The following is a 26415-nucleotide window of genomic DNA, read 5'->3' as shown; positions in this document are numbered from 1 at the left end:
GCATCCAACTGGATGCCATTTATTTTTCTCTACTAAAAAAAACGATAAATTTACTTCCTTCCCCTTCTATGCTGCTGGCGGATATTTTCCCGCCGTGAGCATCAACAATTGATTTTGCAATCGAAAGCCCTAACCCGGTCCCGCCCTTTTCTCGTGATAAATCAGCCCGATAAAACCTGTCGAAAATGTGAGGAAGATCCGTTGATGAAATTCCGTATCCTGTATCTTCTATTGTTATTATCAACCTCTCGATTCTGGTATCTAAGCTGACAATGATCTTTCCCTCTATTGTATAGCGAAAGGCATTATCAAGTAGAATAGAAATCAATTGCTGAATTTTTAGCTCATCACATCTTAAGTAAATCCCCTTTTGAATATTTGTAATCAAAGCAATGGATTCAGCCTTTCTCCTAGAAAACCTTTTACAAGTGTTCTCCAAAAGCTCTGAGAGATTCACATTTTCCAGTCTCAGAGGAAGCTCCTTTTTGTCACTTCTTGCTAAAAACAGCAGGTTATTGATTAATTTGTTCATCAGTTCCGCTTCCACCCTGGCATCCGCAAGTACTTCAAGACCATAGGCACTTAATTTTTCTTCCCTTTGCAGGAAATCAAGTGAGCCATAAAAAATACTTAAAGGGGTTCTAAGCTCATGGGAAGCATCTGATACAAATTTTTCCTGTTTCAAAAAGGCTCTTTTAATGGGTATCATTGCCTGTCCCGCAAAAAAGTATCCTAGAAAGGCAAACAATAAACTAAAAAATAGGGTCATACCAACAAGCGTCCATGTAATGTTTTGAATTACGTGCTCTTCACCAGTAATATCCATACCAAGAACCACAAATCCATGCATCACTCCATTTATGACAAGCGTTTTTTTTACAAGCAGGAGATGTTTTTTCCCCCATTCCATCCTTTTGATAGAAGAATTCCCTTCAGTTTTTTTGATTTGACCGACGAGGTTTTGAAATACTTCTTTTCCGTAGCGAAGATTGCCTTCTTGGTTGTAAACATAGTAAAAGATGGTCCGATTTGGGTCATATTCCACACCGCGATGTTTTTGTTCATAAAGGTCTTCGATAAAGTCCATCTTTTCTTTGGAAAAATATCCGTTTACTTCATCCACCTGTTTTTGATTGATTTCATGTGAAATTAAAAAATAAAGGATTCCAATAAACAAAAACAGCAAACAAAGTAATGAAATTGTATAGAGAAACGTTAGCCGTTTTTTCACCTGCTTAAACATGAGAATTTCTCACTTTATAGCCGATTCCTCTAATATTTTGAATAAAAGAAGGTCTTCCGGGTACATCAATCTTTTTCCTCACCAATTTGACTAAAGCATCTAAAGCATTATCAGAAACTTCGCCATCTAATCCCCATATCTTCTCAAACAGAACGTCCCTTGTCATAATTTGGTTTTGGTTGCGCATAAGAAGTTCAAGGAGCTGGTATTCTTTTTTCGTTAAATCAATCGGGGAAGCATTACGTTTAAATTCATGTGTGTGAAGATTGAGGGTATAATAGTGGATGGTAATGACATCTTCAAGAGGCTTTTCTTTTCTCCGACTGATGGCCCGTATCCGTGCCAGAAGCTCATTAAATTCGAAGGGTTTAACAATATAATCATCCGCACCTGCATCTAAGCCTGAAACGATATTTTCGATTGCATCTTTCGCTGTTACAAACAAAATCCCGCTGCTAATCCCTTTTTCACGAAGCCGTTTGCAAACAGCAAGCCCGTCTTCTTTAGGCAGCATCCAGTCTAAAATAATCACATCATAACTGGAAAAAACGGCTTGGTCATATGCCTCTTTTCCGTTCTTAACCCAATCAACGAGGTAAAATTCTTTTTTAAGCATATGATTCATAAGCTTCCCAAGCCGGACATCATCCTCAGCCAGTAAAATCTTCACTTTCGTCACTCCATTTCAAAAAAATTCCTTTTGCTATTATCATAGCAAGCTTTTTTGAAAAAAAAGTGAAAAAAACGTGACAAAAAACCTTCTGATTTCATGGGATGAAAATCTGCACCCCACGAAAAGAGGTAATCAAACTGGCAAGTAATCCAACAATCGAGACAATCAATAACGAATAAAACAGTTTTGCATCTTGTAGCAAAAATAGAGCAGCAAAAATGATAACTGTGTCCATTGCAAAAATAATCACACCGACATTGATTTTTGACCATTTTGCCATAAGCAATGCTAGTAAATCCATTCCTCCAGGGCTAATATGATTTCTTAACATGACCCCGACCCCAATCCCAATGATGACTGCACCGATAATCACACTGCTCATAATCGGTAAATGGAAGACACCATTTAATGGAATTAGTAATTCAATCATTATTCCGGATATGATTGCCCCAATTATACCGTTAACAAAATAAAGCGGATCAGATTTAAAGGCAAACATATAAACAGGAAAATTGAGGAAAATAAAGATCAAGCCTGCTTTCAAACCCCATAAGTAATTTATGATTAGACTAATTCCCAAAAAGCCGCCATTAATTAAATGGAATGGAATAATAAATCCGTTCAGACCGACGCCAATTAATGTACTCCCAAAGCCAATAACCACCATTTTTTTTACCATGCAATCCATCCTTGTCCAATACTCTTTTTACTACATATATGTCCAAGAGAAAAACTTATTCGACCGGATGGAATTTAATGAAATTCTAATTCATACATAGGTGTATTTTCCGCTCCAATTAACGCTGTTCAGAAATCAACATTCTCCTTTAACAAAGCCTTCAAATAAAAATAGAGCCGTCTGCATAAACGGCTCTATTTTTCTTAAAATGTATTATATACATTCGCGCATGTTTCGGATGTTGGTTGATAAAAGCAATGCTGCTTGTATCTTGAAACAAACGGCTGATCATACCATGTATTTGGACAATCACCATCCGGTTTAAAATACCAAAGGCTGAATTTTGCGGGCCAAAATCTTTGCCCATCGATTACCTTTTGCGCTAAACGTCTTTCAGATGATCTTGGTGATTGATAAAAATATCCATGTGTAACTGCTTCAAATGCATGTGGTTGAAATATCATTTGCGGAATGGTGCGAAGTCCTTTAAAATCAGAACAGTTTGCACGTATTCGGTTAATTCCCACATTCCCGATGAGAAGCATTCCAAGATCCCCTTCTCCCTCACCTTCAGCCCGAAGCAACCTGGCTAACAGGTCGATATCGGATTTTCTTGCCCTCACTACAGCCATCACGCCACCTCCATGTTGTTCACCTATAGCATATTCTTAGGAGGGAAGTGATGACATCATAATAAGTTTTTTAAAGTGTAACCAAGGCATCTAGGGCAATTTTTATTCCATCATCCACTGCCTCTTTAACCTTGTCCGTATGCGGATTGTATGTATTTCGTAAATCGGCATCGGCATAACCGTCAATGGCCACAATTGCTCCAGCCTTCATTCCTCTTAACGATGAAATGATATATAAAGCGGAAATTTCCATCTCAACCGCGAGAACACCGGCTTTTTGATAAAGTGCATGCGGGAATTCCAAAACCCCTTGGTAAAAAACATCTAGGGTCAAGGTGATTCCGGAATGAACATCAGCTTTGTTCATGATCGATGCTTTTTCCAACGCTTCAGCAATCTTAGCGTCCGCAACAGCCGGGAAACCTTGCGGGACTAACTGGTTCGTCAGCCCGTCACATCGGACAGCAGCCTTACTGATGACAAGGCTACCCGGTGTAACATCAGCTTGATAGGAACCCGCTGTACCGACCCGAATAATATGCTCGACTCCCCCAAAGGCCAATTCTTCAAAACAAACGGCTGCACCGGGCGAGCCTACACCATGACTAACGACTCCTACCTCTTCACCATTCCATTTTCCTTTGAAACTATGATACTCCCTGCTTTCCGCTAAAAGTGTGGCATTTTCAAGTAAGGAGGCAATTTTTTTTGCCCGAAAAGGGTCACCACAGACTAGAACTCGTTTTGGCAGTTCCTCCGGATTGATTTTTAAATTTGGCAGCTTATTAGTCATAATCTTTGTACTCCCATTCATCCTCTGGAATTGGCAGATCTTCTCCTGAAAATCTTTCCTCTTTAAAGGGATCGCCATTTAAATGAAAACCGTTTTGTTCCCAAAAACCCGGTTGGTTTTCCTTCATAAATTCAAATCCCCGCACCCATTTGACACTTTTCCAGAAATATAAATGCGGCAGCACAAGGCGGAGCGGCCAACCATGCTTATCTGACAGAGGCTTTCCTTCAAACGAATGCGCTAAAAGACAGTCATCCCGTAATAAATCTTCAAGTGGTACATTGGCAGTATAATCCTGATCCCCATGGACCATTACATATTTAGCAGTTGGATATACTCCAGCGGCTTTTAGAAAATCTTTAAATAGAACGCCTTGAAACGTATTATCAAACCTTGACCATCTTGTTACACAATGAATATCACAGGTAACTGATGATTGTGGCATGGCTAGAATATCTGCATACTTTAAAACCTTTTCCGCTTCGATTTCACCAAATAATTTAAGCGTCCATGTGTCCATATCATAGGTTGGGATTTCTCCCTCATGAAGAATCGGGAACCGTTCTGTGAGAACTTGCCCTTGTGGAAGCCGGGATGCTAATTCTGGATTATTATTAACCGGTACCTTCATTTTTTTGATTTTTTCTGCTTTATTCATTTTATTCTCCTCCTTATCGAGAGCTTTGCTGGCCTGATTGATTTTGATCGACACCCTTATCCTTTAAGAAGAACATGGCGAGAAGTGTTAAGACAAACGGGATCATCATTGTAAATTGGGTCGGAACCGATAAGCCTTGTAATCTTGTACTTAATGCATCCATTAATCCAAATAATAGACTTGAAGCCAATACTCCAATTGGATGTGATTGTCCCAGCATCATTGCCACCAAAGCAATAAATCCCCTGCCGGAACTCATCCCTTCTGAAAACATTGTTACCTGTCCTAAGGAAAGCTGTGCACCTGCAAGCCCGCACAGCGCACCGCATAAGGCAATGGCTAAGTATTGCCAGGCCTGTACTTTTATACCAACTGTTTTCGAGGCTGCAGCATTGAATCCGACAGCAAGCATACGAAAACCTGCAACGGTCTTGTAAAAAAAGATATAAAATAAAATGGCTAGAATAATGGCCAGATATACAAGCGGGGAGTGCCCTGAAAACACATCACCTAAAAAAGGGATTTTTTCGATCACTGGGATCTTCCAGTGTGGTAAACCTTCCATATCTTTGTTGTAATAGGCACCTTTCACATGAAAGATCGTTCGTAAAAAGAACGTCGTCAGCCCGAGCCCTAAAAAGTTAATCGCAACCCCAACCACAATCTCATTGGCCTTCATTTTAATCGTCATGAAGCCAAATAAAAGGGAAAGCAGCACACTGCTCCCTGCCGCCATAAGGACAGCTAAAATAAGGCTATGGGTATAATAATTTCCAACCACTGCTGTGAAGGCTCCTGTTATGATCAGTCCTTCTAAGCCCACATTAAAAATTCCTACACGGGTGCAAAGCATTCCGCCCAGGGCAGCTAACAGAATCGGAGCCACCATGCGGATGGTTGAACTTAACAACGAAACATCAAACAGCTGCTCCATCTGTCTTCCTCCTTTTCTTGATGCCTTTAAAGCCTTCAAAAGCAAAGTTAGCTGATATAAATAGAATAATGACGGCCTGAATCACACTAGAAATCTCAAGCGGTACATCGGTATTTCGTTCTACTCCCATCGCCCCCGTCTGCAATGCAGCAAGTAAAATTGAGGTAAAGATGGTCCCAATCGGATTCGAATTGGCCAATAATGCAGCCATTAAGCCTGTCCAGGCATAGCTAGGAGCCGTTAAGGCACCGTCAATAAAACGGTAGTGTGTCCCCATAATTTCAAACGTACCGGCCAGTCCTGATAAAGCCCCGCTGATAAACATCGAGAGAAGCGTAATTTTTTGCTTGTGAATCCCCCCATAGGAGGCGAAAAAAGGGTTTTTTCCAAGCATGGAAATTTGATACCCTGTCGAGGTAAATCGGAAACAAATATATAACACAATAGCAAAAAGGATGGCAATGATAAAGCCAAGGTGCACGGGCATACCCGCGAATAATTTTGGCAGCCAGAGATGTTCATCGAGCATTTTCGTCTGAGCTAATGCAGCCGATCCAGTCCTGTCCTGAAAGGGTTTTGAAACTAGATAACTAGCAAAATACGTAGCAATATAGTTTAAGAGTAAGGTAGAAATAACTAATTGAACCTTAAACTTTAACTCCATCCAGCCCGCTAATAGTGACCATACTCCTCCTGCCATAACCCCTGCCAAAAGGGCACCGATCATTTTCAAAGCGGCGGGTCCGGGTAAATACAAAGCCGTTAAGGCTGCAGCGATTCCGCCAAAAACCAGCTGCCCTTCCGCACCAAGATTAAAGACCCCGGCCCGAAATGCAAACCCGACACCTAGGGCGATGAGTAAAATCGGAGTCGCTCTCGCTAAAGTAGAAGTAAAGAAATAAAAGTTCCCAAATGCGCCATTCCACATTTCGGTATAGGTTTGGATAATCGAACCATGGACGATTTGAATGGCGGCCATACCGACAATCAGACCAAGAACGATGGCTAGAATCGGCTGTATCAGGGCATTAAGCTGTTGTCTCAATCGATTCATTTATAGTTCCTCCTGCCATCAAAATACTTAATTTTTCTTCGGTTACCTCTTCCCCGGATAACTCCCCAACAACTCTGCCTTCATACATCACAAGGATTCGGTCCGATAATGACATAATTTCAGTTAACTCAGAAGAGACGAGAAGAATCGCTCCGCCCTCGTTTCGTTTTTCCATAAGTGCATCATGAATGACCTCCATTGCACCTATATCCACCCCTCTTGTTGGTTCAGCAGCAATGAGAAAAGGGGTCTCATGTCCGAGCTCTCTGGCAACAATCAGTTTTTGTAAATTTCCGCCGGATAAATTCCCAGCGTTGTTGTTTAACGCCCCAGCTTTTATTGAAAATTTGCCAATCCACTTTTGAACGGTTTGTTGGAAATTTCTTTTTAATAACCAATTCTTTCGCGAAAAAACAGGATTGCGATGGTATCCCATAAAGGCATTTTCTTCAACACTTGCCTCCTTTGCCGCCCCCCATAGGTAGCGGTCTTCCGGAATATGGGCTAAACCCGCTTCTCTTCTATACTTAACGGACGAACGAGTAATCTCCGTTCCCCCTAGTTCAATCCTGCCTTGATCCACCTCGATCAGTCCCGATATCGCCTGAAGCAATTCGGATTGACCATTACCTGAAACACCGGCAATTCCGACAATCTCACCCTCAGAAACAGAAAAGGTAATACCATCTAGTAAAGGTTTTTCAGATTTCCCTTGGACCAATATTCCTTGCACCTTAAGAAACTCATTTCCAACTGTTTGTTTCCGATCCTTTAATTGAACGAGATCCCGGCCAACCATCCTTTTCGCTAATTCATCTGCATTCGTATCCGCGATTTGAAACGTTCCTGTCACCTTTCCTCCTCTTAATACCGTTACTCGATCTGCCACTTCCATTACTTCATGCAGCTTGTGCGTAATGAGGATGATACTCTTTCCCTTTTCAGCTAAAAATCGAATCGTCTTCAGCAATTCTTTTACCTCTAAAGGAGTTAACACCGCTGTCGGCTCGTCCAAAATGATGATGTCGGCCCCCTGGTAAAGGACTTTGACAATTTCTATGCGCTGCTGTTCCCCGACAGAACACTCCGACACCTTAACGGTTGGTCTAACAGGAATTCCAAAGTTGTTTGAAACCTCCGAAACCATTTCAGCCGCTTTCTTACGATTAAAAAATCCCGCCTTCTTCGGTTCGCGGCCAATGACAATATTTTCTGTCACCGTTAAATTTGGAATTAACATAAAATGCTGATGAACCATGCCAATGCCATGACTTAGAGCATCTAATGGACTTTTAAAGTGAACGACCTTGCCATCAAGCAAAATGGAGCCGGCACTCGGCTGTTCTAATCCATATAACATGCGCATAAGTGTCGTTTTTCCTGCCCCGTTTTCCCCAACGATGGCATGGACTTCCCCGGGATTTAAGGTAAACGATACATCAGAGTTTGCCTCAAAATTCCCGTAACGCTTTGTCATGTTTTTCATTTCCAATCGAGGCATCCTTTTTTCTCCTTTCAAACCTGTTTTTCATGGTGAAAGGGAAGCTATCTTCTAAAAATCTTTAGATAGCTTCCCTATTTAGCATTAAGCGATTATTTTAACGGGTCTGTTACCGTTACCTTACCGGAAATGATGTCATCTTTAATGGCTTTTACCTTATCGATATTCGCTTGTCCAACAAATGGATTTAGCGGACTCTTGCTTTCTTTTGTTACATACGTTAGCCCGACTCCATCTTCTTTCAAGCCATATGAAACCACTCCTGCTTTATAGGTTCCTTTTGCAAAATCTTTAATGGTTTCATAGGCGGCCGCATCTGTTCCCTTTAATTGAGAAAGAACAACATGCTTTGGATCCACTTCGGTACGGTCAACGTCTTGTCCGGAAGTAAAGAATCCTTTTTCTTTTGCTGCTTCAAATACGCCTAAATCACCAACGGCTGAAGCACCTGCAACAAAATCTGCACCCTTAGAGGCTTGAAGCAGGGCAAGTTCTTTTGCCTTTGCTGGGTCTGTAAAGCTGCCAACATAGTTTACAAGAAATTGCGCTTTGGGATTTGTTGCTTTCAATCCTTCTTGGAAGCCGCCTGTCCATTTCTTCATCAACGGTGCATCGATTGCGACAACCATCCCGACTTTATTCGTTTTAGTCGCAAGACCTGCAGCTGCTCCTAAAAGATAGGCTGCTTCTTGTTCACGGAAGGTTACACTGCGAACGTTTGGTAAATCAACGGTTGTATCAATGATCGCAAATTGTTTTTTTGGATTTTCAGTTGCCACTTTCTTTAAAGCATCTTCTGATTCAAAGGATGAAGTAATGATCAAATCGTAATTTTCCGCTACAGCTGTACGAAGATTTTGTTCAATCGCTGCTTGGTCAGTTGACTCAATGGTTTTTACATCGATGTTAAATTCTTTTCCAGCCTTTTTAGCGCCTTCATCCATTTGTTGGAAGAAAGGGTTAACCCCAATTTTTTCTGGTAAAATTAACGCAACACGCTTCTTTTCTGAACCCTTCTCCTTGCTTTTTGAAGAAGAAGAATTTGCCCCTGAGCAGCCTGCTAACAAAAAGGCAAAAATCGTAACAATTAATGCTAGTTTCTTCATGATGAACCCCCTCATTTATTTTTATAATATAATTTCTTCCTTTTTTAGGAAAAAGCAAAACCATGATTATGTAGAACAAAAAAGCGCCCTTCCCATAAGGAAGAGCGCTTTTTCACCTCGACTCTCCCTTATCTTTCAGAGTAAGCACTCTGCAGGATTTAGCACCTTCTGTTTTAATAAAACAGCGGTTGCCGGGTTTCATAGGGCCTGTCCCTCCACCACTCGTGATAAGGAATTATTTATTTTTTAAAAATAACTTATTTTTACTATATCAATAGTGTTTATGTCTGAATTATTTTAAAGTTTACAACTTTAAACCGAAAAAGTAAATATACTTTTAAAAAAATTTTAAATCTTTTAAATTATCGCTGGCAGACTATCTTAAATATGATTTTTTTGAACCATATCGCCTGCGAAAAACAAATTTCCTTAAATCAACATCTTTTAAATTCCCGTCATAGCATAAAAACAGTAAGGATTGAAATTCCTTATACTGCTGCATGACAAAAAGAGCGAACTCTTTGCGTTCGCTCTTCATTTTCAACTTTACCTCTTCCTTTGAAAGAATGTCGCCTAGCTGGTCCTGATAATAAGCCTTGGTGTCTTCCCATTTCTTCTTGCGATTCACCAAAATATCCCGCCCATATTCTGGTAATTTTTCAATGACAATGTCGATATATCCCTCAGACCACATCAGCATTTTATCTTTCTCTGGAAGATCAAGAACCATTTTTAACAGCTCGGTATCCTCTACATTCTTTCCGCTCGCATATTTTCCGACCCGATTCATCTCATCACCTCTGACTTGATTCTTTAGGTCTTATTTTGCATCAAAACATGAAAGCTTATTTAGATAGCTTTACATCGATCGTTTTTAGCTTGCCATTGCGGTATACCCCAAACTTAACGGTATCTCCTACATTCACTTTCGTATATAAATATTTACGTAATTCGGAAGAGGAGCCAATTTTCGCACCATTCATGGAAACAATGACATCCTTCACTTCCAGCCCAGAACTTGAAGCAGCAGAATGCGGATCCACTTGCGTAATCATTACGCCCTTTTGGACACTGCTAGGCAGATTTTGCCAATAGATTTGCGGAATTTGATCTAAATCTTCAAGACCAATGCCGATATATGGCCGCTCAATTTTTCCATTTTTTATTAATTGATTGACAATTGGGATCGCATCATTACTTGGGATGGCAAAGCCTAAACCTTCGACACCATTCTCAGAAATCTTTAGGCTGTTAATGCCAATAACCTGTCCTTGTGAATTGATCAACGCACCACCGCTGTTCCCAGGGTTAATGGCGGCATCGGTTTGAATGACATTTGTATCCCAGCTTCCTGCAGAGGTATCAACAGCAATACTGCGGTTGGTAGCACTGATAATTCCCTGTGTTACTGTTCTAGAAAGGTCAAGTCCAAGCGGGTTACCGATGGCATACACTTGGTCACCAGGTCGAAGTGTGGAAGAATCCCCAAAGCTCGCCGTAGCATTCACATATTTTGCATCAATTTTTAAGACAGCCAAATCGGTTAAAGCATCCGTACCAACGACCTCTGCCTTTGTTTTTTCACCATTATATAAAGAGATTTCAAGTTTTGAAGCCCCTTCGACTACGTGGTTATTGGTTACGATATAGGCATCATTATTATTTTTTTGAAAAATCACCCCAGATCCGGAGCCTGTTTCAACACTTTGAGAGGGGCTGGAATTACCAAAGAAATCGCTACTTTGCTGTTTTTGATAGTTTTCAATTCCGACGATTGCTTTTGAGACCTTTTCAACTGTATCGGCAATGGAAGCACCCGAAGTTTTTGCCACCGTTGGCTGTGCCGTCACTGGTTTTACTTCCGTAGCAGCTGATTGGTTATCCGCCTTCTCAAAATAATTTTTCATATAGTCCGTATGCGGTAGAATCGTTAAGGTCAGTACCGACCCGATGACACCTGCAGCTAAGGTTGATGCGAAGCCTTTTAAATTTCTTTTATTGCTGGCTTTCGGTTCTTCTTTAGAACGGGTTGCTTCTCCACCATGAGAGGCAGTAGTATATTCTCTGTAGTTTGTTTCTTGTGTATTATGAGTCTCATAGGATGATCGATCAAAATCATGTGTGTTGGTTTCATGGTCAACATTTGGTTTCTCTACGTCCGATTCGTTTCGCGAACTTGCCGGCATGGTAAGGTCAATGGAATTGGTTTCATTTTGTTCATTTTCTAGGTTAAAATCGTCTTTATAATTCATAAGCTTTCGATCTCCTTTTGCTTATTATTGAATCATGTATTTATTCTTACTTTATCCAACAAATATGACAAAACTATTAACAAACTTTAAATGGTTTTGTAATAAAACAAGAAAAAATATGAAAACTCGACTATATTCTCCATACGAAAAAGCTGCAGCTTTTTACACCGCAGCATTCTTCTCATTTTTAAAACGGATGACAAATTTAGTTCCTTTGTCTTTTTCACTAAAAACATCAATTTCCCCGTTATGAAGAACAATTAATTGTTTTACAATAGAAAGTCCTAATCCAAACTCTCCGTATGGGTTACTGGTTCTCGAGATATCCGCTTTATAAAAGCGATGCCAAATATTCTCAACTTCTTTTGGGTCAATCCCCACACCAGTATCTTCAATTTCGATAATCGTATCGTTCTGTTCCGACCTGCCTCTCAGCCAAATCGTTCCATTTGTGGTGAATTGGATACTATTTTTAGTGATGTTAATCAAAATTTGAATGAGGCGGTCATAATCCGCATTTACATGCACATCAGGATCTGCTTCCACCACAATTTGATTATTTTTCTCTTCTGCTTGCAGATATAATTGCTCCTGAATAATTTCAAGCACTTCCTGTAGCTGTATATCTTCACGGAAAAGCTGGATTTGATTCGATCGAATTTTATCATAATCCAGGTTTTCATTGACGAGGCGGATCAATCGTTTCGCTTCCTGACTGACAAGATTGATTCCTTTTTCCTTATCTCCCTCAGGAATCATATTGTTTTTCAGTCCTTCAATCACCCCGCTGATGGTCGTTAGAGGGGTTCGTAATTCATGAGAAACATCGGACATAAACTGCCTTCTCCGATTTTCCAAGCTTTCAATTTCTTCCATAGAACGGTTGATTTTATTGACCATGCGATTAAAGTCGCTGGCCAATTCGCCGATTTCATCAAAGTCGGAAGCTGGCACACTGACGTGGTAATTCCCCGCCGATACTTGTGATGTTGCTTCTTGGAGCCTTTTAATTCGATTCACATGTAATCTTGATAATAGCCAGCTAAGTAAAAACGAAACTCCCAGCGCAATGAGAATGGTATAGAGTAAAAATTGATTGACTTTTTCAATCATTGCACTTGTTCCACTAATAGGTGAAGCTATGAGGATACCACCGTAAAATCGACCATTATTTATATACGGTTTCACGACAAAGGTTACGCCTTCTGAACCAAAGGTTTTATAATCGGCATTGACCACAAGGGTATGCCCTTTGGCGATCTCCCTTAATTGCTCGGGTTCTAAATTGGTGATGGTCGGCCCGCGTTTCCCCACCGAATAAAGATTAAAACCTTGATCAAACATACTAAAGGTCATTTTCCTTTTGGATAAGACAGTGCTGTATTGATTGATAATTTGGCCAGTTTCCTCCGGATTGTGGTCAATATCTGAAATAATGGCCTTGCCATATGAAACCAGTTCATCCGCCTTATTTTCATAGACCAAACTTTGAATATAATGGGCAAACAATAGACTTAAAACTAAAAAAGCAACAATAATAATGCTTATATGGCTAATAAATTGTTGATAGGCATACCTAAATTTCATCCGTTTTAATCGACTCATCGAATTTATATCCAACTCCCCATACAGTGTGGAAGAAAGGTTTTCCTGTCATTTCAACTTTTTTCCTCAGCCTTTTGATGTGAACATCAACGGTCCGTTCATCGCCGTAGAACTGGTAGCCCCAGACTCTTTCCAACAGCTGTTCTCTTGAAAAAACTTGTTTTGGATGCTCGATCATATAATATAACAAATCAAATTCTTTTGGCGTTAAATTGGTGATGTTCTCCCCGTCGACAATGACCTCGCGGGTATTTTTGCTGATTTTAAAATGCTCGGTCTCAAGAAATTCTTCTTGGGGATCCGTTACTTGGTTTTGGAATCTCCGTGTTACCGCTTTAATTCTTGCCATTAATGTGAGGGGACTAAACGGCTTTGTCACATAATCGTCGGCACCCATTTCCAGGCCAAGTACTTGGTCTGACTCACTATCTTTTGCGGTTAGCATAATAATGGGCACCGAGTGTTTTTCTTCTCTAATTTTCCGGCAAATGGTGACTCCGTCCATTCCCGGCAGCATCCAATCGACAATGAGCGCGTCCCAGGTTTCGCATTTAAAACGGTTATAGCCTTCTAAGCCGTTATTGATAAATTCTCCTTGAATTCCTTCTTTGGCGAAAAACATTTCAATCATTGTGCATACACTTTTATTATCTTCAATCACGAGTATTTTCAATATGATTCATCTCCTACATGAAAAACTACCTATTTCAAGTGTATACCAATTTTAGAGCTTATCAACCGAATGGGGTATTTCTTACATACTCTTTAAAACTTTGTTCATAGTTTATTAATAATTGGGATTGGTGAGGTAGTATTATGTGGGGATTGTGGTATTGGAGAATTTGGGAGTTTTGATTTTGTTGCTTATCGGGGCTATTGGTGATAGTTTGATGGCTTGGTGCTGCTATTTTGTCGCATTTAAATGTAAAAAATTTTAAGTTCTTAAATTTCCATTTTTATAGTGCCCGGCCAACTCAGTTTTTCATTCGCACGGGCACTATGAACCCTTGTCAGTTCCCCGCCAACTCAGTTTTTCACCTGCACGGGCACTATGAGACACTGTCAGTTCCCCGCCAACTCAGTTTTTCACCTGCACGGGCACTATGAACCCTTGTCAGTTCCCGGCCAACCCTTTTTTTCACCTGCACAGGCACTATGAACCCTTGTCAGTTCCCGGCCAACCCTTTTTTTTCACCTGCACAGGCACTATGAACCCTTGTCAGTTCCCGGCCAACCCTTTTTTTCACCTGCACAGGCACTATGAACCCTTGTCAGTTCCCCGCCAACTCAGTTTTTTATCTGCACGGGCACTATGAACCCTTGTCAGTTCCCGGCCAACCCTTTTTTTCACCTGCACGGGCACTATGAGACACTGTCAGTTCCCGGCCAACCCTTTTTTTCACCTGCACAGGCACTATGAACCCTTGTCAGTTCCCCGCCAACCCTTTTTTCACCTGCACGGGCACTATGAGACACTGTCAGTGCCCGGCCAACTCATATTCTCATCCGCACGGGCAATATAAGCCCTTGTCAGTGCCCGGCCAACTCAGTTTTTCATCCGCACGGGCACTATGAACTCCTATCAGTGCCCGTTACACTCAATTTTCCACCTGCACGGGCACCAACTAACCTACTCACCCATTAAATTCACGGTTCCAAAATCAATTTCCCGCTCGTTTTTCGCGACTGCAGCAAACGATGAACAGAAGCCGCTTCCCCTAATGGGTAAACTCCGCCAATTGTCAGTTTGAGCTTGCCCTCACCCAGATATGTAAGTAACTCGACCAAACTCGGCTGCAATAACGCCGGTTTTCTCATAATTTGCGGCAAAAAAAATCCAATGACCGATTGGTTTCGTGCCATCAAGCTAGACGGATAAAAACGGCTTTGCTCTCCGCTAGCCACCCCATAAATCACTAACCTGCCAAAAGTACCAAGACATTTAAGAGTCTTATTAAACACCTCTCCGCCCGCCATTTCAAGCGCAACATCAACACCCCTGCCACCGGTCGCTTCAAGAACCTGCAGCTCCCAATCCTCCTCGGTATAATTGACTAAAACATCTGCCCCCATCTCCGCTGCAAGCGACAACTTTTCAGCACTGCTTGCCGTCGCAATCACCTTCCCCGCACCAAACAACTTAGCCAACTGTACGGCAATCGTCCCCACACCTCCAGCCCCCGCATGAACCAGAACACTTTCTCCCTTCTCCAACCGCCCCATTGTTTTTAATATATGATAAGCACTCAGGCCTTGGAGTGGCAAAGCAGCTGCAGTCCGAAAATCCAATTGTTCAGGAAGAGGAATCAAGGAGCGTTCATCCACAACCGCAAATTCCGCATAACCACCCGATTCAATCAAGGTCACAACCCGATCACCAGGCGACACATTTTTAACTTGATCACCAACCTCCCTAACCACACCGGCAATTTCAGCCCCCGGAATAAATGGCAGCGGAGTCGGAACCACATACTGACCTTCCCTTCGTGCGGTATCCGCATAATTAACACCAATCGCTTTAATTTCAATTAACACATTACTCCCTGTGGGTATAGGCTTTTCTTTTTCCACCATTTGAAGAACTTCCGGACCGCCATATTCACTAAATTGTATTACTTTCATCTAATCTCCTACTTTCCTTTAAATACTGGTTTTCTTTTTTCTTTAAAAGCTCTAATCCCCTCTTGGTGATCATCTGTTTGTACCATTAACGTCTGGGTGAGCCGTTCCTCTTCAAGAATCTCCTCAAGTGAAGCCGTAAACGAATGCTCAATCAGTTTCTTTTGCTTCCCAAATGCCTTGCCTGGTCCGTTAGCCAGTTTCACCGCCAATTTCATGGTCTCTTCCTGAAGCTTTTGCAATGGAAAAAGGAAATTAATTAAGCCAAGACCATAAAGTCTTTGTGCCGGAACCGGTTCTGCACTAAAGAAAAATTCTTTAGCCAAATGTGGGCCGATTAATCTTGGCAGAAAATAGGAGCCGCCGCCATCCGAAACCAGACCAACCTGTGAAAAACTGAGAGCAAACATGCTATCCTCTGCTGCCGCAATTAAGTCACAGGCGAGCGCCAGGTTAAACCCTGCACCAGCAGCAAAACCATGAACAGACGCAATAATTGGTTTTTCTACAGCCTTCATGGTTAAGATCAATTCATTGAGCTTGCCGATATGCTCGTAAACCTGCGCCGGACCTGCCTGCCCCATTGTTTTCACATCACCGCCGGCACTAAAGGCCCGGCCAGCTCCCGATAAAACAATTACCTGAACATCCGCATCAGTCTGTGCATCACGAATGGAACTAGTCAATCCCAAAATCATTTCAGGACTAAATGCATTTAAGCTTTCCGGCCGGTTTAACATTAAAGATAATACCGGACCTAATTTTTCGACGATTAGATGTTCTTGAGTCATTTCCAACTTCCTCTCTCACTATTTTCAACCATCATTTTCCATCAATTATTGCCGGCACAATCAAGTCAATTTTACCCAAGCGGCAATTGCTAACTCTTCATTCTGTTTATACTAATCTAGTACGCAACCAACAAAAGCCCGCAAAATTTCATAGGGCCTTTCCTGGAATTCCTGCGGCATGCTGAATCAGGCTTTTCACAAATTGATTAAAATGGGCGAAGCGCGAATCAGTTGTTTGCCCCTTTTGATAGCGGTAATAAATTTGCTGGCAAATAACCGCAAGCTTAAAGTAGGCAAAAGTCATATAGAAATGAATAGTAGACACATCCCGCCCACTCTTTTTAGCATATAAATCAATAAATTCATTTCTCGTTAAAAATCCATCCAAAATCGTTACCGGCGGCTTTCCAAATGCGTTTTTCAATAAATCTGGATCATCCGCTTGAATCCAATAACTCATCGCTGCCCCTAAATCCACCAGCGGGTCTCCGACTGTTGTCATTTCCCAGTCAAATAAACCCACCATTTCGGTTAATTCTTCATTAAACATCGCGTTATTCAATTTATAATCATAATGAATGATGACTGCCTCGTGTTTTTTAGGAGTATGGTCAACCAGCCATTTCATTAATGTATTCACTTCAGTAACCTGATCTGTCTTAGAACGTTCATATCTTCCTATCCAGCCATTTACCTGTCTTTCCATAAACCCCTTTGGTTTACTCATTTCAGCTAGGCGAGTCTGCTGATAATCAATCGAGTGCAGTTCAACGAGCTTTTCAACCATAACTTCAGAAATGTGGCGACAAAGTTCCTTATTGACTTCGACACCCTGTGGAAAAGAACTATCAAGAACGACCCCATTTTTTCTTTCCATAATAAAAAACGGACTGCCCACAATCTCTAGCCTATTTGAAAATAATATCGGTTTCGGTGCCACTGGAAAAATCGGATGTAGTTCTGAAAGGATTTTACACTCTCTTTCCATATCATGGGCTTTGGGGGCCACAGGGCCAAGCGGCGGACGTCTTAGTACCGCTTCCCAATCCCCAATCCTTAATTGATAGGTTAAATTGGAATGCCCGGCTGAAAATTGCAAAATTTCAAGCGGATAATTCGGCAAATTTTCAATATTCGCCCGTAAAAACTGTTCAAGAATAGGAGGATTTAATTCCTCACCCTTTCGAACCGGAATGGTATCATGATTTATTTGATGTGGCATCGTATCCCTCCACTTTCAGTCAACAAATTCATATTGCATACTAACTAGTCAGTATGTAAACGATCGTAGAGGGGTGTAAAATATCCTCTACATCGTTTTATTTTACCTGAATCCCTTTTAGAATCATTTCCACAAAAATCTCGGCAACCTCACTGTCAGAGGATTTACCGCTTGGATTAAACCACTGATAGCTCCAATTCGTTATCCCAAGAATCCCAAACGTAATGATAGAAGCATTTAAATCGGGACGGAATTCACCGAGCTTCATCCCCTCATTGATCAAGCCTTCGATATTTAAGCGAAATTGATCTCTTTTTGGAACGACTATGGCAAGTCGTTCTTCACTAAGATTCTTCATTTCTCTAAAAAAGATTTTTGCTGCCTGTCCCTGGGTTTTAATATTTGTGATCAGCATACTGACAATCTCAAATAATTTTTCCTTACAGCTTTTGCTGGTGTCATGTAAAATCCGTTCCTGGTGCTGCAGCAAGTCATTGATATAGCCAAGATGGATATCTAAAAGTAATTCTTCTTTACTGGAAAAATAATAATAGAACGTCCCTTTTGTGACACCAATTGACTCAACTAAATCCTGTATGGATGTTTCGCTGAAGCCTTTTTTTTCAAATAAACGGATGCTTTGTTCTGTAATTTTTTCTTTCACACCTATGTCCCCGCAATCTGTTATAAATCTAAAGAAAATTATACCATATCTCCAATCGCTCCCTTAATACGCATTTCCGTTTTTACATTGCTGCTGTTCCGCCGTCAACTACTAATATATTACCTGTAACATAGTTTGAGGCATTTGAGGCAAGAAACAGTGCGGCTCCTTTTAAATCGTCATCTGTACCAAACCGACGTAAAGGGGTTCCCGCCAAGATCGCTTCTTTTCCATGTTCAATTAATCCCTTTGACATTTTCGTTGGGAAGAACCCAGGGGCAATTGCATTCACATTAATATTGTATTTCCCCCACTTCACTGCGAGATCCTTTGTAAAGGTTATAACGGCACCCTTGCTTGTGTTATAGCCAATCGCATCCATTAATCTTGGGTCGGTTCCGCCAAATCCAGCAACGGAAGCAATATTGATAATTTTTCCTGACCGCTGTTCAATCATCTCTTTTCCCACTGCCTGACTCATCAAAAAGGTTCCGGTCACATTGACATCGATGACCTTTTTCCAGGCATCAAGAGGCATTTCTGCTGCAGGTGCGCCCCATGTTGCCCCACTGTTATTAACAAGGATATCAATCGAACCAAAAGCCTTTTTGGTTTCTGCAATAACATGGGCTACATCATCCGGATTGGCAATATCACATTTTAGCGCAAGCGTTTTTACCCCTAGTTTCTCCAACTGTTCAGCCACTTCTTGGCACGCCTCCACCTTTCGTGAGCATAGAACAACATTTGCCCCTGCTTCTGCAAAACCTTGGGCAATTTGGGCACCAAGACCGCGGCCTCCTCCGGTAACAATTGCTGTTTTTCCCGTCAAATCAAAAAGTTTGAATACTTCCATTTTACGATTCTCCTTTATTGGTATTTTTTTAATTCAAGCTTGGCAACCTGTGCTCTATGGACTTCGTCTGGTCCATCTGCAAGACGTAAGGTCCGGGAATTTGCCCATAAAGCGGCAAGCGGGAAGTCACCAGAAACACCAGCGGCACCATAGGCTTGAATAGCACGATCAATTACCCGAAGGGCCATGGAAGGCGCAACCACTTTGATCATCGCGATTTCTGTTTTCGCCTCTTTATTCCCGACTGTGTCCATCATATAGGCAGCCTTTAGAGTTAGCAGTCTAGCTTGTTCAATCTCCATTCGTGAATCGGCAATCCATTCGCGGACCACTCCTTGGCTTGACAATGGTCTTCCAAAGGCCACTCTACTTTGGACGCGCTTACATAATTCTTCAAGCGCTCGCTCCGCTGCCCCAATCAAACGCATACAGTGATGGATGCGACCTGGCCCGAGACGCCCCTGAGCAATCGCAAATCCTTTTCCTTCTCCCCAAAGTATGTTCTCTACCGGTACACGAACATTTTCATACGTGATTTCACCGTGTCCGTGCGGGGCATGATCATAGCCGAATACCGGCAGCATCCTTTCAATTTTCACCCCAGGAGTATCGAGTGGTACAAGAATCATAGATTGCTGCTCATGACGATTGGCATTCGGGTCCGTTTTCCCCATGACAATCGCAACTTTACAACGCGGATCCCCAGCACCTGAAGACCACCATTTCCGGCCATTGATGACATATTCGTCGCCATCCCGTTCGATTCTTGCCTCAATATTGGTCGCATCCGATGAAGCTACATCCGGTTCCGTCATCGAAAAACAGGAGCGAATGGCGCCTGTTAATAACGGCTTTAACCACTGTTCTTTTTGCTGTTCGGAGCCATACCGGACAAGGACTTCCATATTTCCCGTATCAGGTGCATTGCAGTTAAACACCTCAGGACCAATCAAGGAACGCCCCATTATTTCACACAATGGTGCATATTCCTGATTCGTTAGGCCTGCCCCGTATTCACTTTCCGGTAAAAATAGATTCCAAAGACCAACCGCTTTTGCTTTTTCCTTCAATTCCTCCATGATTGGCGGCACTGCACTCCAGCGGCTTTCCTGTTGATTAAATTGTTGTTCATATACATGCTCGTTTGGGTAAATAGATGCTTCCATAAAGTCATTTAATTTCTGTTGTAAATCTCTCACTCTTTGAGAATATGAAAAGTCCACTTTTCCACCTCTTTCTACATACTAACCAGTTGGTATGTTATAAGTACAATTATACTCTCTGAATTTTATTATTCAAATAATTTTGTAAATATTCTAAAATCTTTTATTCATCTGTTTCTGTTTTTTCATCACCTCATAGTATTTTTCGATAATATCTGTTAATACATCGCCTTTATACACTCGGCCAAATTTTAAGTTTTCCTGATAATATTCGACAATTTCATCCAGCTTCACAGCAATTTCCTTCGATACTCTTACATTTAATTGGACACGTCCATTTTCCGTCATGTTTTCCACTCCTATATATAGGATAGCTTACTGCTAGCATAAGCTATCTTTTTGTTACAACTACTGCTACTATACTATTTTTCTACATATTTTTCATTGATTTTAATAAAAACAGTGAGAGACATTTTGTCCCCCACTGCATAAGGCTCTATAATATAACCGGTTCATCAGAGTAATTGACCGTACATTGTTTTTCCAACCATTTCGCTAGTAATGCTAATAGTTCAGGATGAATGGGCAAATTGCAATCCGAGATGATATCCTTCTTTGCTGAAAGCATATTAGATGTTTTCTCTTGAAATTTACAGGAATGCCCCATATTTTCGACAATATAATATTCTGATTCACCCTGTACGTATTTGGAAAGATCCTCTAAATCCTTTGGGTTTGCTTGGATATCCCTTGCCCCCGTAATCGCAAGGACCGGACAGGTTACCTTCACTAAGTCCTCTCTCACATTGTGTTGAAAATGTTCGCGCATCCACTTTGCATTTATTTTCGAAAAGCCGATTTTCATTACCTCTTTATCGGAACTAAGGACTTTATCTGTAAACTTTTGAGCTTGTTTTTCAATTTTATTTTGAACTCCAAGCAATCGCAGTAAAAATCCTTGAAAGCCCTTTAACGTCAGCACGTCTTGGCTCGCAATATCCCGTTGATATTTTAATGCTTCGCTCAAGTTTACAACTGCGCCGGAAAGTAATATGACCCCTGCTAATTCTTCTCTTGCAGCTACTAACGTCCCAATCATACTTCCTTCGCTGTGACCTAACACGATTACTTGATCAGAGTTGACCTCAGGTAGATTTTTCAAAAATTGAACTCCCGCTCTGGCATCATCCACTAAATCCCAAAGTCCTGTTTTATAATAATCCCCTTCGCTTTCTGCAACTCCTCGCTTATCGTAGCGCAAACTAATGAATCCTATAGACGTTAAGAATTCAGCCAACTGGCGATAAAGTTTTAAATCCAGCTTTTCATTTACTTTTCCATTGCGGTCCAATTTCCCTGTACCGCCTATGATCAGTATCGCCGGCCCCTTTTCTTTACGCACATTTGGTAAACTTAGTGTTCCTTTAAGCCCTACCTGACTATGAATCGTTACTTCCTTCTCCCTAAATTCCATTCTGGAATTCCCCCTAATTATTTTATATATTTTTTTTATCCGGAATAATTATGGTGCCAACGGTTCTCCGCCTTCGTTCTTTTGACGGTTTATTATTGATTACCTTTGAAAAAGCTTTGACAAGGTCCTGGGCAAACTCGGAAAATTCCTCATCACTTAAATAAATAGAAGCCTGGCGGAAGGTTACTCCCTCTGCAGCAAAATCTTTTTTTTCCTGCTGTAAATACTGTTCAAACTCCGCCATTAAATTAGCCATAAATTTAATAAACAACCCCATTTGCTCATCCTTGGGTAATCGATTGATTTCTTCTGGGCCAATTAAGGATTTATTCGGATTGTGAATGGAATAAACTTTTTCGACGGTTCCCCGATTCGGAATCTCCTCAATCACATGAATAATTTCGGCTTCGGCTAATTTTTTTATGTTCCGATATAAAGATGCCTGCGGGATATCCGGAAGCAATTCCTTCAATTGCTGGGCAGTGTGTTGTTGGTTTATTAAGCACTGTATAATTCTTATACGAACTGGATGCAATATCACATCAACGGTTGATTCCTTCATTATGAACCATGCTCCTATTTTTTATTATCATTATCAATAATGATAATATTATACTTTTTGATATTTGTAAAGGCAAAGATGGAAAAATAGTTAATTTTTTTCCAAATTGATTACATGAAATCATTTTTTCGAACCATCCTAAAATGAGGAGGGTTGATAATGTTATCATGGTTATTAGGGTTAATGGTTTATACTGGGCAAATGCTCCCACAGGATACTTTGTCGATTACAAAGGATGGCCGAACCGTATCTGTTGTTAAACGGGCAGAATTCTCCTATCAATATCCCGGGTTACCGATTATCGCTGAAAAAAAATACACTTCTTTTCTAGACCAACTGGATCAACAGCTCACTGTTCCTTCACAGGACGCCAGGCTTGATCAAAATGGGAATATTGTACCGGAGCAGGTTGGATACCAAGTTTACCGCAAAGCTTTTACCGAACAATTTTATGCTTTTTATTTTGGAAATAGCTCGGTTAATCTAGAAATTCCCATGCTGACTGTTTACCCAAGAATAGATAGTGAATTGTTAGCCGATATAAAAAGTAAACGAATTGGCCGATATGTAACCTCCTTTAATTCAGGAAATAAAACGAGAACCAATAATATTAAATTGGCGGTAAAGGCTATTAATAATTATGTTATTTTCCCAGGTGAGAATTTTTCCTTTAACCAAGTGGTTGGAAAAAGAACAGCGGCAAAAGGTTATTTAAAGGCTCCCGTTATTGTCAGGGGGGAATATGCTGAAGATATTGGCGGAGGAATTTGTCAGGTATCGTCCACCCTTTTTAATGCCGTGGATAATGCAGGACTGCAGATTGTCCAACGGTTTTCGCATACTAGAGAGGTTCCTTACATCCCAAAAGGTCGTGATGCAACCGTCAGCTGGTTTGGACCCGATTTCGAATTTAAAAATAAGTACAATCAGCCGGTTTTAATTCGTGCTAAAACATTAGGGAATTTATTAATCATTAAGCTTTATTCTTCTGAAGTCATAAATTATCAGCCAAAAGAAGTACCAAATCCACCCTATTGAAAAAGTCCGCTCCTGAAGCGGACTTTTTTTCGACTATTGTCTTTTATTTCTTAAAGCACTTTCTAATAACTCCTCAGAAAACTCTGTTAATGCTGCATTATCCATCATATTTATATTGGTTTTAGGAGTGAAAGTTTTCATCATATTTTGCATATTTTGCATATTTTGTAAAGGAGGTGCTGAAATTTTGCGTTTTCCTTTTGTAACTCCATAAACAGCAGCACTTAAACCAAGACCAAAAAGGGAAGCCCACATAGCCCCGCGACTTTTTCGTTTTCGTTTAAACATATTGAAAAACGGTTCGATTTTAACGTTCCTCATATCAAAGCACTCCTTCGAATTATAATGAAAAGGTTTAACCCTTTCATTAGCTTAATTTGTGCACTTTAATTTGAGCTTATGTTTGGGAATGTACTCATTGATTGTTATTTGCTGGGAGATTACGTCCATACCGTTGATAAAGCTTATCCTTAGACATCAATAAATAATTCAGTTTATTTTTTTGAAAATTTCTGAAGGATGATTTTGTAAGCAGAAAAATAGGCAGTTGGCCGACTTTTTTGACGCGCCGATATAGGCGGTTCTTGGGTCTAAAAGTTTCAAATCCTAAAGGTACAACCCCTTTATTAATCGTTGTGATTCCAATGATACCCTTAATTTGCGTTTCTCTTGGATGCGTGTTTACATAACGGGCAAGTGAGGGCATCGACCTTAGAACTGCCTTATAAATTAGTCTTGCGCGGTTTAAGTCATTTTTAATTTTTATATATTCATTTAGGAGCCGGACATTGTGTAAATGAATCTTAATCAAAAGATCGTTACGGCATATTAAAGTACCGTCAGATAAAATGATGTTTTTCCCTTTATATTTGGTAATTCTCACTCTAAAAATTGATTTTTTCTTATTCTCTTCTTGGATATAATGTAATCGTGAACACAAATAAAATAACGGATCAATTAATTTCCATATCCATAAAATCGTTAGGCGTATCCTCATGGCCTGCTCTCCTTCTGCCAGTGTTCCTTTTTAGGATGTTTAAGTATCACCTTTTTAGTTATGGTAATGTCAGGATATGTTTTTGAAGATAAAATGATAAAAGCTGAGGAAACTCCCCAGCTTTTACGAAATATGATGGAAGGTTATTTCTGGACGACTGCCAATCCGGATATTCACTCCCGTTTGGCCTAAACCTTCACTTATATAAAATGGCTTCCCCTCATGGTAATGTAAACCTTTCACAATGTTCATCCGAATAAGCTTTCCCATTTTTAGCAAATGATATGGTTTGGGCCAATGGATTTGCCCGCCATGAAAATGACCAGATAAAAGATAATCATACGGATAGTTTTTCATTTTCAACACCACATTAGGGTCGTGCGTTAAAACTAGATTGTAGCCCTCCTGCAGGTTTCGGTAGGATTCTTCCACATTACTTCGATGTGAATGATGGTCATCAATTCCAATGATGTTAATCACTTCACCATCCACTTTAAAAGAAACATGCTGATTTTGAAGTGTTATACATCCATTTTCTTCTAATGTCTGTTTAAGAAGGGCAAAATTTTCTTTTTTTAAGAAATAATCATGATTGCCATACACAGCATACATTCCAAATCTCGGATTCAAACGTGATAATGCTGAAAGATATGGAACCAATTTTGGTATACTTCTTTTTCGATCCAAAAAATCACCCGTAAGCGCAATTAAATCAATTTTTTGATTTGAGACAGTTTGATACAATTCTTCTGGGGAAATCGATATATTTTCAAGATGCAGATCGGATAGATGAAGGATATTAAGTGGTTTATCTGTTAATTTTGAATGTGAAACCGTGATATTATTTAAAACAACATCTTTTGTATTTTTATGTGCTTTATAAAAAAAATAAATACTGAAAACGCAAAAAATGATACCAAGTAAATAAATCAAATGATCCCCTCCCACTTCCAAGTATAGAGTCTTTGGGGGATTCCTTATAGTGGGAGTTAATGGGATTCGCTAATCAGTTTACATAATAATATTATTATCCATTTTAAATAAATTTAAATCTTTGAAAAAGAACCCATTCAAGTCCTTTTACATAGTATGCAAAAAAAGAGATTTGGGTGGTGTGTCTGGTGGGAGCCTTAACCTATTTTGATTTTTTAGCCAAGTTTGGTGTTGGCGGTGCTCATCCCGGTGGTATCATATTAACAAAGGAATTACTTGCAAATGAAAAAATCACAAATCAATCACATATATTAGATGCCGGATGTGGAACAGGGCAAACTGCAGCATTTTTAGCCCAGCAATATCAAGCAAACGTTACAGGGGTAGAAATCAATCCGATTATGATTGAAAAAGCAAAAGATCGATTTCAAACGATGAAATTGCCAGTTCAACTTATTCAAGGATCCATTGAAGAAATTCCTTCTGCCGACAATTCTTTTGACTTCGTCTTATCTGAGTCAGTCTTGGCTTTTGTAAATAAACCCAAAACGTTAAAAGAATTCTATCGGGTATTAAAAAAAGGCGGACGTTTTATCGCAAATGAAATGACGATTAACCAAAAGCTTTCAATACAAGAGGAGCAAGAAATTAAACAATTTTATGCTGTGGATTCTTTATTATTGGAGGAAGATTGGAAAGAACTATTAGAAAAAACAGGATATAAAAATATAGAAGTAAAAAAACAAAAACAGTCCTTAGCAGAAGGAAACCATGCACCAGAATTCAATTTTTCAGCTAATTTCGAACCAGAATTATTTGCAATTTTCAACATGCATGCTAATATGGTTTTAAAATATCAAGATGTCCTAAGCTATCGGATTATTACCTGTACAAAATAATGATTGAAAAAGAGCTTTTCCGTTAATCGGGAGGCTTTTTTTGTCAGTAATTATTGGACAAGAATGG

At 40.3% G+C, this 26415-nt stretch carries 28 protein-coding genes and 1 riboswitch; of the genes, 2 read left to right on the top strand and 26 right to left on the bottom strand.

What is annotated here, in order from left to right:
* Positions 1–19: 19 nt before the first annotated feature.
* The 23 genes from ACFQZ9_RS24330 to ACFQZ9_RS24220 all read right to left on the bottom strand — a co-directional run bounded on the left by ACFQZ9_RS24330 (position 20) and on the right by ACFQZ9_RS24220 (position 22481).
* Positions 20–1243 carry a sensor histidine kinase gene (locus ACFQZ9_RS24330; protein ID WP_498945957.1) on the bottom strand — a complete coding sequence of 408 codons (1224 nt, stop codon included), beginning with the start codon at positions 1241–1243 and terminating at the stop codon, positions 20–22.
* Complete coding sequence (locus tag ACFQZ9_RS24325) at positions 1236–1913, bottom strand: response regulator transcription factor (RefSeq protein WP_498945955.1); 678 nt, start codon at positions 1911–1913, stop codon at positions 1236–1238. Before ACFQZ9_RS24325 ends, ACFQZ9_RS24330 begins: the two co-directional genes overlap by 8 nt.
* Before the next feature lie 97 nt (positions 1914–2010).
* Complete coding sequence (locus ACFQZ9_RS24320; RefSeq protein ID WP_198308705.1) at positions 2011–2595, bottom strand: YitT family protein; 585 nt, start codon at positions 2593–2595, stop codon at positions 2011–2013.
* Between the two features lie 203 nt (positions 2596–2798).
* Positions 2799–3227, bottom strand: a complete 429-nt coding sequence (locus ACFQZ9_RS24315) for a cell wall hydrolase (RefSeq protein WP_498945953.1) — start codon at positions 3225–3227, stop codon at positions 2799–2801.
* 70 nt (positions 3228–3297) lie between these two features.
* Entirely contained in the window at positions 3298–4020 is a 723-nt protein-coding gene (locus ACFQZ9_RS24310; RefSeq protein ID WP_498945952.1) for a nucleoside phosphorylase, read from the bottom strand.
* Positions 4013–4678 (bottom strand): sulfite oxidase-like oxidoreductase, encoded by a 666-nt coding sequence (locus ACFQZ9_RS24305; RefSeq protein ID WP_498945950.1) that lies wholly within the window; start codon positions 4676–4678, stop codon positions 4013–4015. The genes ACFQZ9_RS24310 and ACFQZ9_RS24305 overlap by 8 nt, the downstream gene beginning before the upstream one ends.
* 13 nt (positions 4679–4691) lie before the next feature.
* A complete protein-coding gene (locus ACFQZ9_RS24300; protein WP_498945949.1) occupies positions 4692–5612 on the bottom strand; it encodes an ABC transporter permease in 921 nt (306 codons plus the stop codon).
* Positions 5596–6666 (bottom strand): ABC transporter permease, encoded by a 1071-nt coding sequence (locus ACFQZ9_RS24295; RefSeq protein WP_498945947.1) that lies wholly within the window; start codon positions 6664–6666, stop codon positions 5596–5598. The genes ACFQZ9_RS24300 and ACFQZ9_RS24295 overlap by 17 nt, the downstream gene beginning before the upstream one ends.
* A complete protein-coding gene (locus tag ACFQZ9_RS24290; protein ID WP_498945945.1) occupies positions 6641–8167 on the bottom strand; it encodes an ABC transporter ATP-binding protein in 1527 nt (508 codons plus the stop codon). The genes ACFQZ9_RS24295 and ACFQZ9_RS24290 overlap by 26 nt, the downstream gene beginning before the upstream one ends.
* Positions 8168–8259: 92 nt before the next feature.
* Entirely contained in the window at positions 8260–9273 is a 1014-nt protein-coding gene (locus tag ACFQZ9_RS24285; protein ID WP_498945943.1) for a BMP family protein, read from the bottom strand.
* Positions 9274–9398: 125 nt separating this feature from the next.
* Positions 9399–9507: riboswitch (SAM riboswitch) on the bottom strand.
* 142 nt (positions 9508–9649) lie between these two features.
* Positions 9650–10063: a hypothetical protein gene (locus tag ACFQZ9_RS24280; protein WP_498945941.1), complete on the bottom strand. Its 414-nt coding sequence runs from the start codon at positions 10061–10063 to the stop codon at positions 9650–9652.
* Positions 10064–10118: 55 nt separating this feature from the next.
* Entirely contained in the window at positions 10119–11525 is a 1407-nt protein-coding gene (locus tag ACFQZ9_RS24275; protein WP_498945939.1) for a S1C family serine protease, read from the bottom strand.
* 162 nt (positions 11526–11687) lie between these two features.
* Positions 11688–13112 (bottom strand): sensor histidine kinase, encoded by a 1425-nt coding sequence (locus tag ACFQZ9_RS24270; protein WP_498946037.1) that lies wholly within the window; start codon positions 13110–13112, stop codon positions 11688–11690.
* Entirely contained in the window at positions 13102–13803 is a 702-nt protein-coding gene (locus ACFQZ9_RS24265; RefSeq protein WP_198308710.1) for a response regulator transcription factor, read from the bottom strand. Before ACFQZ9_RS24265 ends, ACFQZ9_RS24270 begins: the two co-directional genes overlap by 11 nt.
* A gap of 974 nt (positions 13804–14777) precedes the next feature.
* The gene (locus tag ACFQZ9_RS24260; RefSeq protein WP_498945936.1) at positions 14778–15752 is read right to left on the bottom strand and encodes a quinone oxidoreductase family protein; all 975 of its coding nucleotides are present in this window, start codon (positions 15750–15752) and stop codon (positions 14778–14780) included.
* An 8-nt stretch (positions 15753–15760) separates the two neighbouring features.
* Positions 15761–16540, bottom strand: a complete 780-nt coding sequence (locus ACFQZ9_RS24255; RefSeq protein WP_498945934.1) for an enoyl-CoA hydratase/isomerase family protein — start codon at positions 16538–16540, stop codon at positions 15761–15763.
* A gap of 148 nt (positions 16541–16688) precedes the next feature.
* Positions 16689–17762: a phosphotransferase family protein gene (locus ACFQZ9_RS24250; RefSeq protein ID WP_498945932.1), complete on the bottom strand. Its 1074-nt coding sequence runs from the start codon at positions 17760–17762 to the stop codon at positions 16689–16691.
* Positions 17763–17859: 97 nt separating this feature from the next.
* On the bottom strand, positions 17860–18426 hold the full coding sequence (locus ACFQZ9_RS24245; RefSeq protein ID WP_198308714.1) for a TetR/AcrR family transcriptional regulator: 567 nt from the start codon (positions 18424–18426) through the stop codon (positions 17860–17862).
* 82 nt (positions 18427–18508) lie between these two features.
* Positions 18509–19282: an SDR family oxidoreductase gene (locus tag ACFQZ9_RS24240; protein ID WP_498945931.1), complete on the bottom strand. Its 774-nt coding sequence runs from the start codon at positions 19280–19282 to the stop codon at positions 18509–18511.
* A 14-nt stretch (positions 19283–19296) separates the two neighbouring features.
* Entirely contained in the window at positions 19297–20505 is a 1209-nt protein-coding gene (locus tag ACFQZ9_RS24235; RefSeq protein ID WP_498945930.1) for an acyl-CoA dehydrogenase, read from the bottom strand.
* Between the two features lie 93 nt (positions 20506–20598).
* Positions 20599–20793: a hypothetical protein gene (locus tag ACFQZ9_RS24230; RefSeq protein ID WP_198308717.1), complete on the bottom strand. Its 195-nt coding sequence runs from the start codon at positions 20791–20793 to the stop codon at positions 20599–20601.
* 148 nt (positions 20794–20941) lie between these two features.
* Positions 20942–21919, bottom strand: coding sequence for an alpha/beta hydrolase (locus ACFQZ9_RS24225; protein WP_498945929.1), 978 nt, complete (start codon positions 21917–21919; stop codon positions 20942–20944).
* 22 nt (positions 21920–21941) lie between these two features.
* Positions 21942–22481 carry a helix-turn-helix domain-containing protein gene (locus ACFQZ9_RS24220; protein ID WP_498945928.1) on the bottom strand — a complete coding sequence of 180 codons (540 nt, stop codon included), beginning with the start codon at positions 22479–22481 and terminating at the stop codon, positions 21942–21944.
* A gap of 159 nt (positions 22482–22640) precedes the next feature.
* On the opposite strand from ACFQZ9_RS24220, the gene ACFQZ9_RS24215 reads away from it, so the two are divergent.
* On the top strand, positions 22641–23519 hold the full coding sequence (locus ACFQZ9_RS24215; RefSeq protein WP_498945927.1) for a VanW family protein: 879 nt from the start codon (positions 22641–22643) through the stop codon (positions 23517–23519).
* A gap of 33 nt (positions 23520–23552) precedes the next feature.
* Here ACFQZ9_RS24215 and ACFQZ9_RS24210 read toward each other — a convergent pair whose 3' ends face one another.
* From ACFQZ9_RS24210 to ACFQZ9_RS24200, 3 genes are all read right to left on the bottom strand, one after another.
* Positions 23553–23840, bottom strand: coding sequence for a hypothetical protein (locus ACFQZ9_RS24210; protein ID WP_198308721.1), 288 nt, complete (start codon positions 23838–23840; stop codon positions 23553–23555).
* 94 nt (positions 23841–23934) lie between these two features.
* Positions 23935–24516, bottom strand: a complete 582-nt coding sequence (locus ACFQZ9_RS24205) for a YkoP family protein (protein ID WP_498945925.1) — start codon at positions 24514–24516, stop codon at positions 23935–23937.
* Between the two features lie 123 nt (positions 24517–24639).
* On the bottom strand, positions 24640–25449 hold the full coding sequence (locus ACFQZ9_RS24200) for a metallophosphoesterase (protein WP_232489963.1): 810 nt from the start codon (positions 25447–25449) through the stop codon (positions 24640–24642).
* Between the two features lie 188 nt (positions 25450–25637).
* On the opposite strand from ACFQZ9_RS24200, the gene ACFQZ9_RS24195 reads away from it, so the two are divergent.
* Positions 25638–26348, top strand: coding sequence for a class I SAM-dependent methyltransferase (locus tag ACFQZ9_RS24195; protein WP_498945924.1), 711 nt, complete (start codon positions 25638–25640; stop codon positions 26346–26348).
* Positions 26349–26415 lie beyond the last annotated feature (67 nt).

Source organism: Neobacillus sp. GCM10027624, assembly GCF_042675345.1.
GTDB classification, from domain to species: domain Bacteria; phylum Bacillota; class Bacilli; order Bacillales; family Cytobacillaceae; genus Neobacillus; species Neobacillus cucumis_D.
The sequence above is the reverse complement of the archived record's forward strand: the minus strand, read 5'-3'. Positions and strand labels throughout refer to the sequence as shown.

What these genes read in the sequence shown, in the direction of transcription:
- ACFQZ9_RS24300 (WP_498945949.1), bottom strand. Translation starts at nt 5,612, where the DNA reads ATGGAGCAGCTGTTTGATGTTTCGTTGTTAAGTTCAACCATCCGCATG.
- ACFQZ9_RS24205 (WP_498945925.1), bottom strand. Translation starts at nt 24,516, where the DNA reads ATGAGGATACGCCTAACGATTTTATGGATATGGAAATTAATTGATCCG.
- ACFQZ9_RS24275 (WP_498945939.1), bottom strand. Translation starts at nt 11,525, where the DNA reads ATGAATTATAAAGACGATTTTAACCTAGAAAATGAACAAAATGAAACC.
- ACFQZ9_RS24260 (WP_498945936.1), bottom strand. Translation starts at nt 15,752, where the DNA reads ATGAAAGTAATACAATTTAGTGAATATGGCGGTCCGGAAGTTCTTCAA.
- ACFQZ9_RS24320 (WP_198308705.1), bottom strand. Translation starts at nt 2,595, where the DNA reads ATGGTAAAAAAAATGGTGGTTATTGGCTTTGGGAGTACATTAATTGGC.
- ACFQZ9_RS24220 (WP_498945928.1), bottom strand. Translation starts at nt 22,481, where the DNA reads ATGAAGGAATCAACCGTTGATGTGATATTGCATCCAGTTCGTATAAGA.
- ACFQZ9_RS24210 (WP_198308721.1), bottom strand. Translation starts at nt 23,840, where the DNA reads ATGAGGAACGTTAAAATCGAACCGTTTTTCAATATGTTTAAACGAAAA.
- ACFQZ9_RS24280 (WP_498945941.1), bottom strand. Translation starts at nt 10,063, where the DNA reads ATGAATCGGGTCGGAAAATATGCGAGCGGAAAGAATGTAGAGGATACC.
- ACFQZ9_RS24255 (WP_498945934.1), bottom strand. Translation starts at nt 16,540, where the DNA reads ATGACTCAAGAACATCTAATCGTCGAAAAATTAGGTCCGGTATTATCT.
- ACFQZ9_RS24230 (WP_198308717.1), bottom strand. Translation starts at nt 20,793, where the DNA reads ATGACGGAAAATGGACGTGTCCAATTAAATGTAAGAGTATCGAAGGAA.
- ACFQZ9_RS24240 (WP_498945931.1), bottom strand. Translation starts at nt 19,282, where the DNA reads ATGGAAGTATTCAAACTTTTTGATTTGACGGGAAAAACAGCAATTGTT.
- ACFQZ9_RS24315 (WP_498945953.1), bottom strand. Translation starts at nt 3,227, where the DNA reads ATGGCTGTAGTGAGGGCAAGAAAATCCGATATCGACCTGTTAGCCAGG.
- ACFQZ9_RS24310 (WP_498945952.1), bottom strand. Translation starts at nt 4,020, where the DNA reads ATGACTAATAAGCTGCCAAATTTAAAAATCAATCCGGAGGAACTGCCA.
- ACFQZ9_RS24270 (WP_498946037.1), bottom strand. Translation starts at nt 13,112, where the DNA reads ATGAAATTTAGGTATGCCTATCAACAATTTATTAGCCATATAAGCATT.
- ACFQZ9_RS24295 (WP_498945947.1), bottom strand. Translation starts at nt 6,666, where the DNA reads ATGAATCGATTGAGACAACAGCTTAATGCCCTGATACAGCCGATTCTA.
- ACFQZ9_RS24225 (WP_498945929.1), bottom strand. Translation starts at nt 21,919, where the DNA reads ATGGAATTTAGGGAGAAGGAAGTAACGATTCATAGTCAGGTAGGGCTT.
- ACFQZ9_RS24330 (WP_498945957.1), bottom strand. Translation starts at nt 1,243, where the DNA reads ATGTTTAAGCAGGTGAAAAAACGGCTAACGTTTCTCTATACAATTTCA.
- ACFQZ9_RS24250 (WP_498945932.1), bottom strand. Translation starts at nt 17,762, where the DNA reads ATGCCACATCAAATAAATCATGATACCATTCCGGTTCGAAAGGGTGAG.
- ACFQZ9_RS24215 (WP_498945927.1), top strand. Translation starts at nt 22,641, where the DNA reads ATGTTATCATGGTTATTAGGGTTAATGGTTTATACTGGGCAAATGCTC.
- ACFQZ9_RS24290 (WP_498945945.1), bottom strand. Translation starts at nt 8,167, where the DNA reads ATGCCTCGATTGGAAATGAAAAACATGACAAAGCGTTACGGGAATTTT.
- ACFQZ9_RS24285 (WP_498945943.1), bottom strand. Translation starts at nt 9,273, where the DNA reads ATGAAGAAACTAGCATTAATTGTTACGATTTTTGCCTTTTTGTTAGCA.
- ACFQZ9_RS24305 (WP_498945950.1), bottom strand. Translation starts at nt 4,678, where the DNA reads ATGAATAAAGCAGAAAAAATCAAAAAAATGAAGGTACCGGTTAATAAT.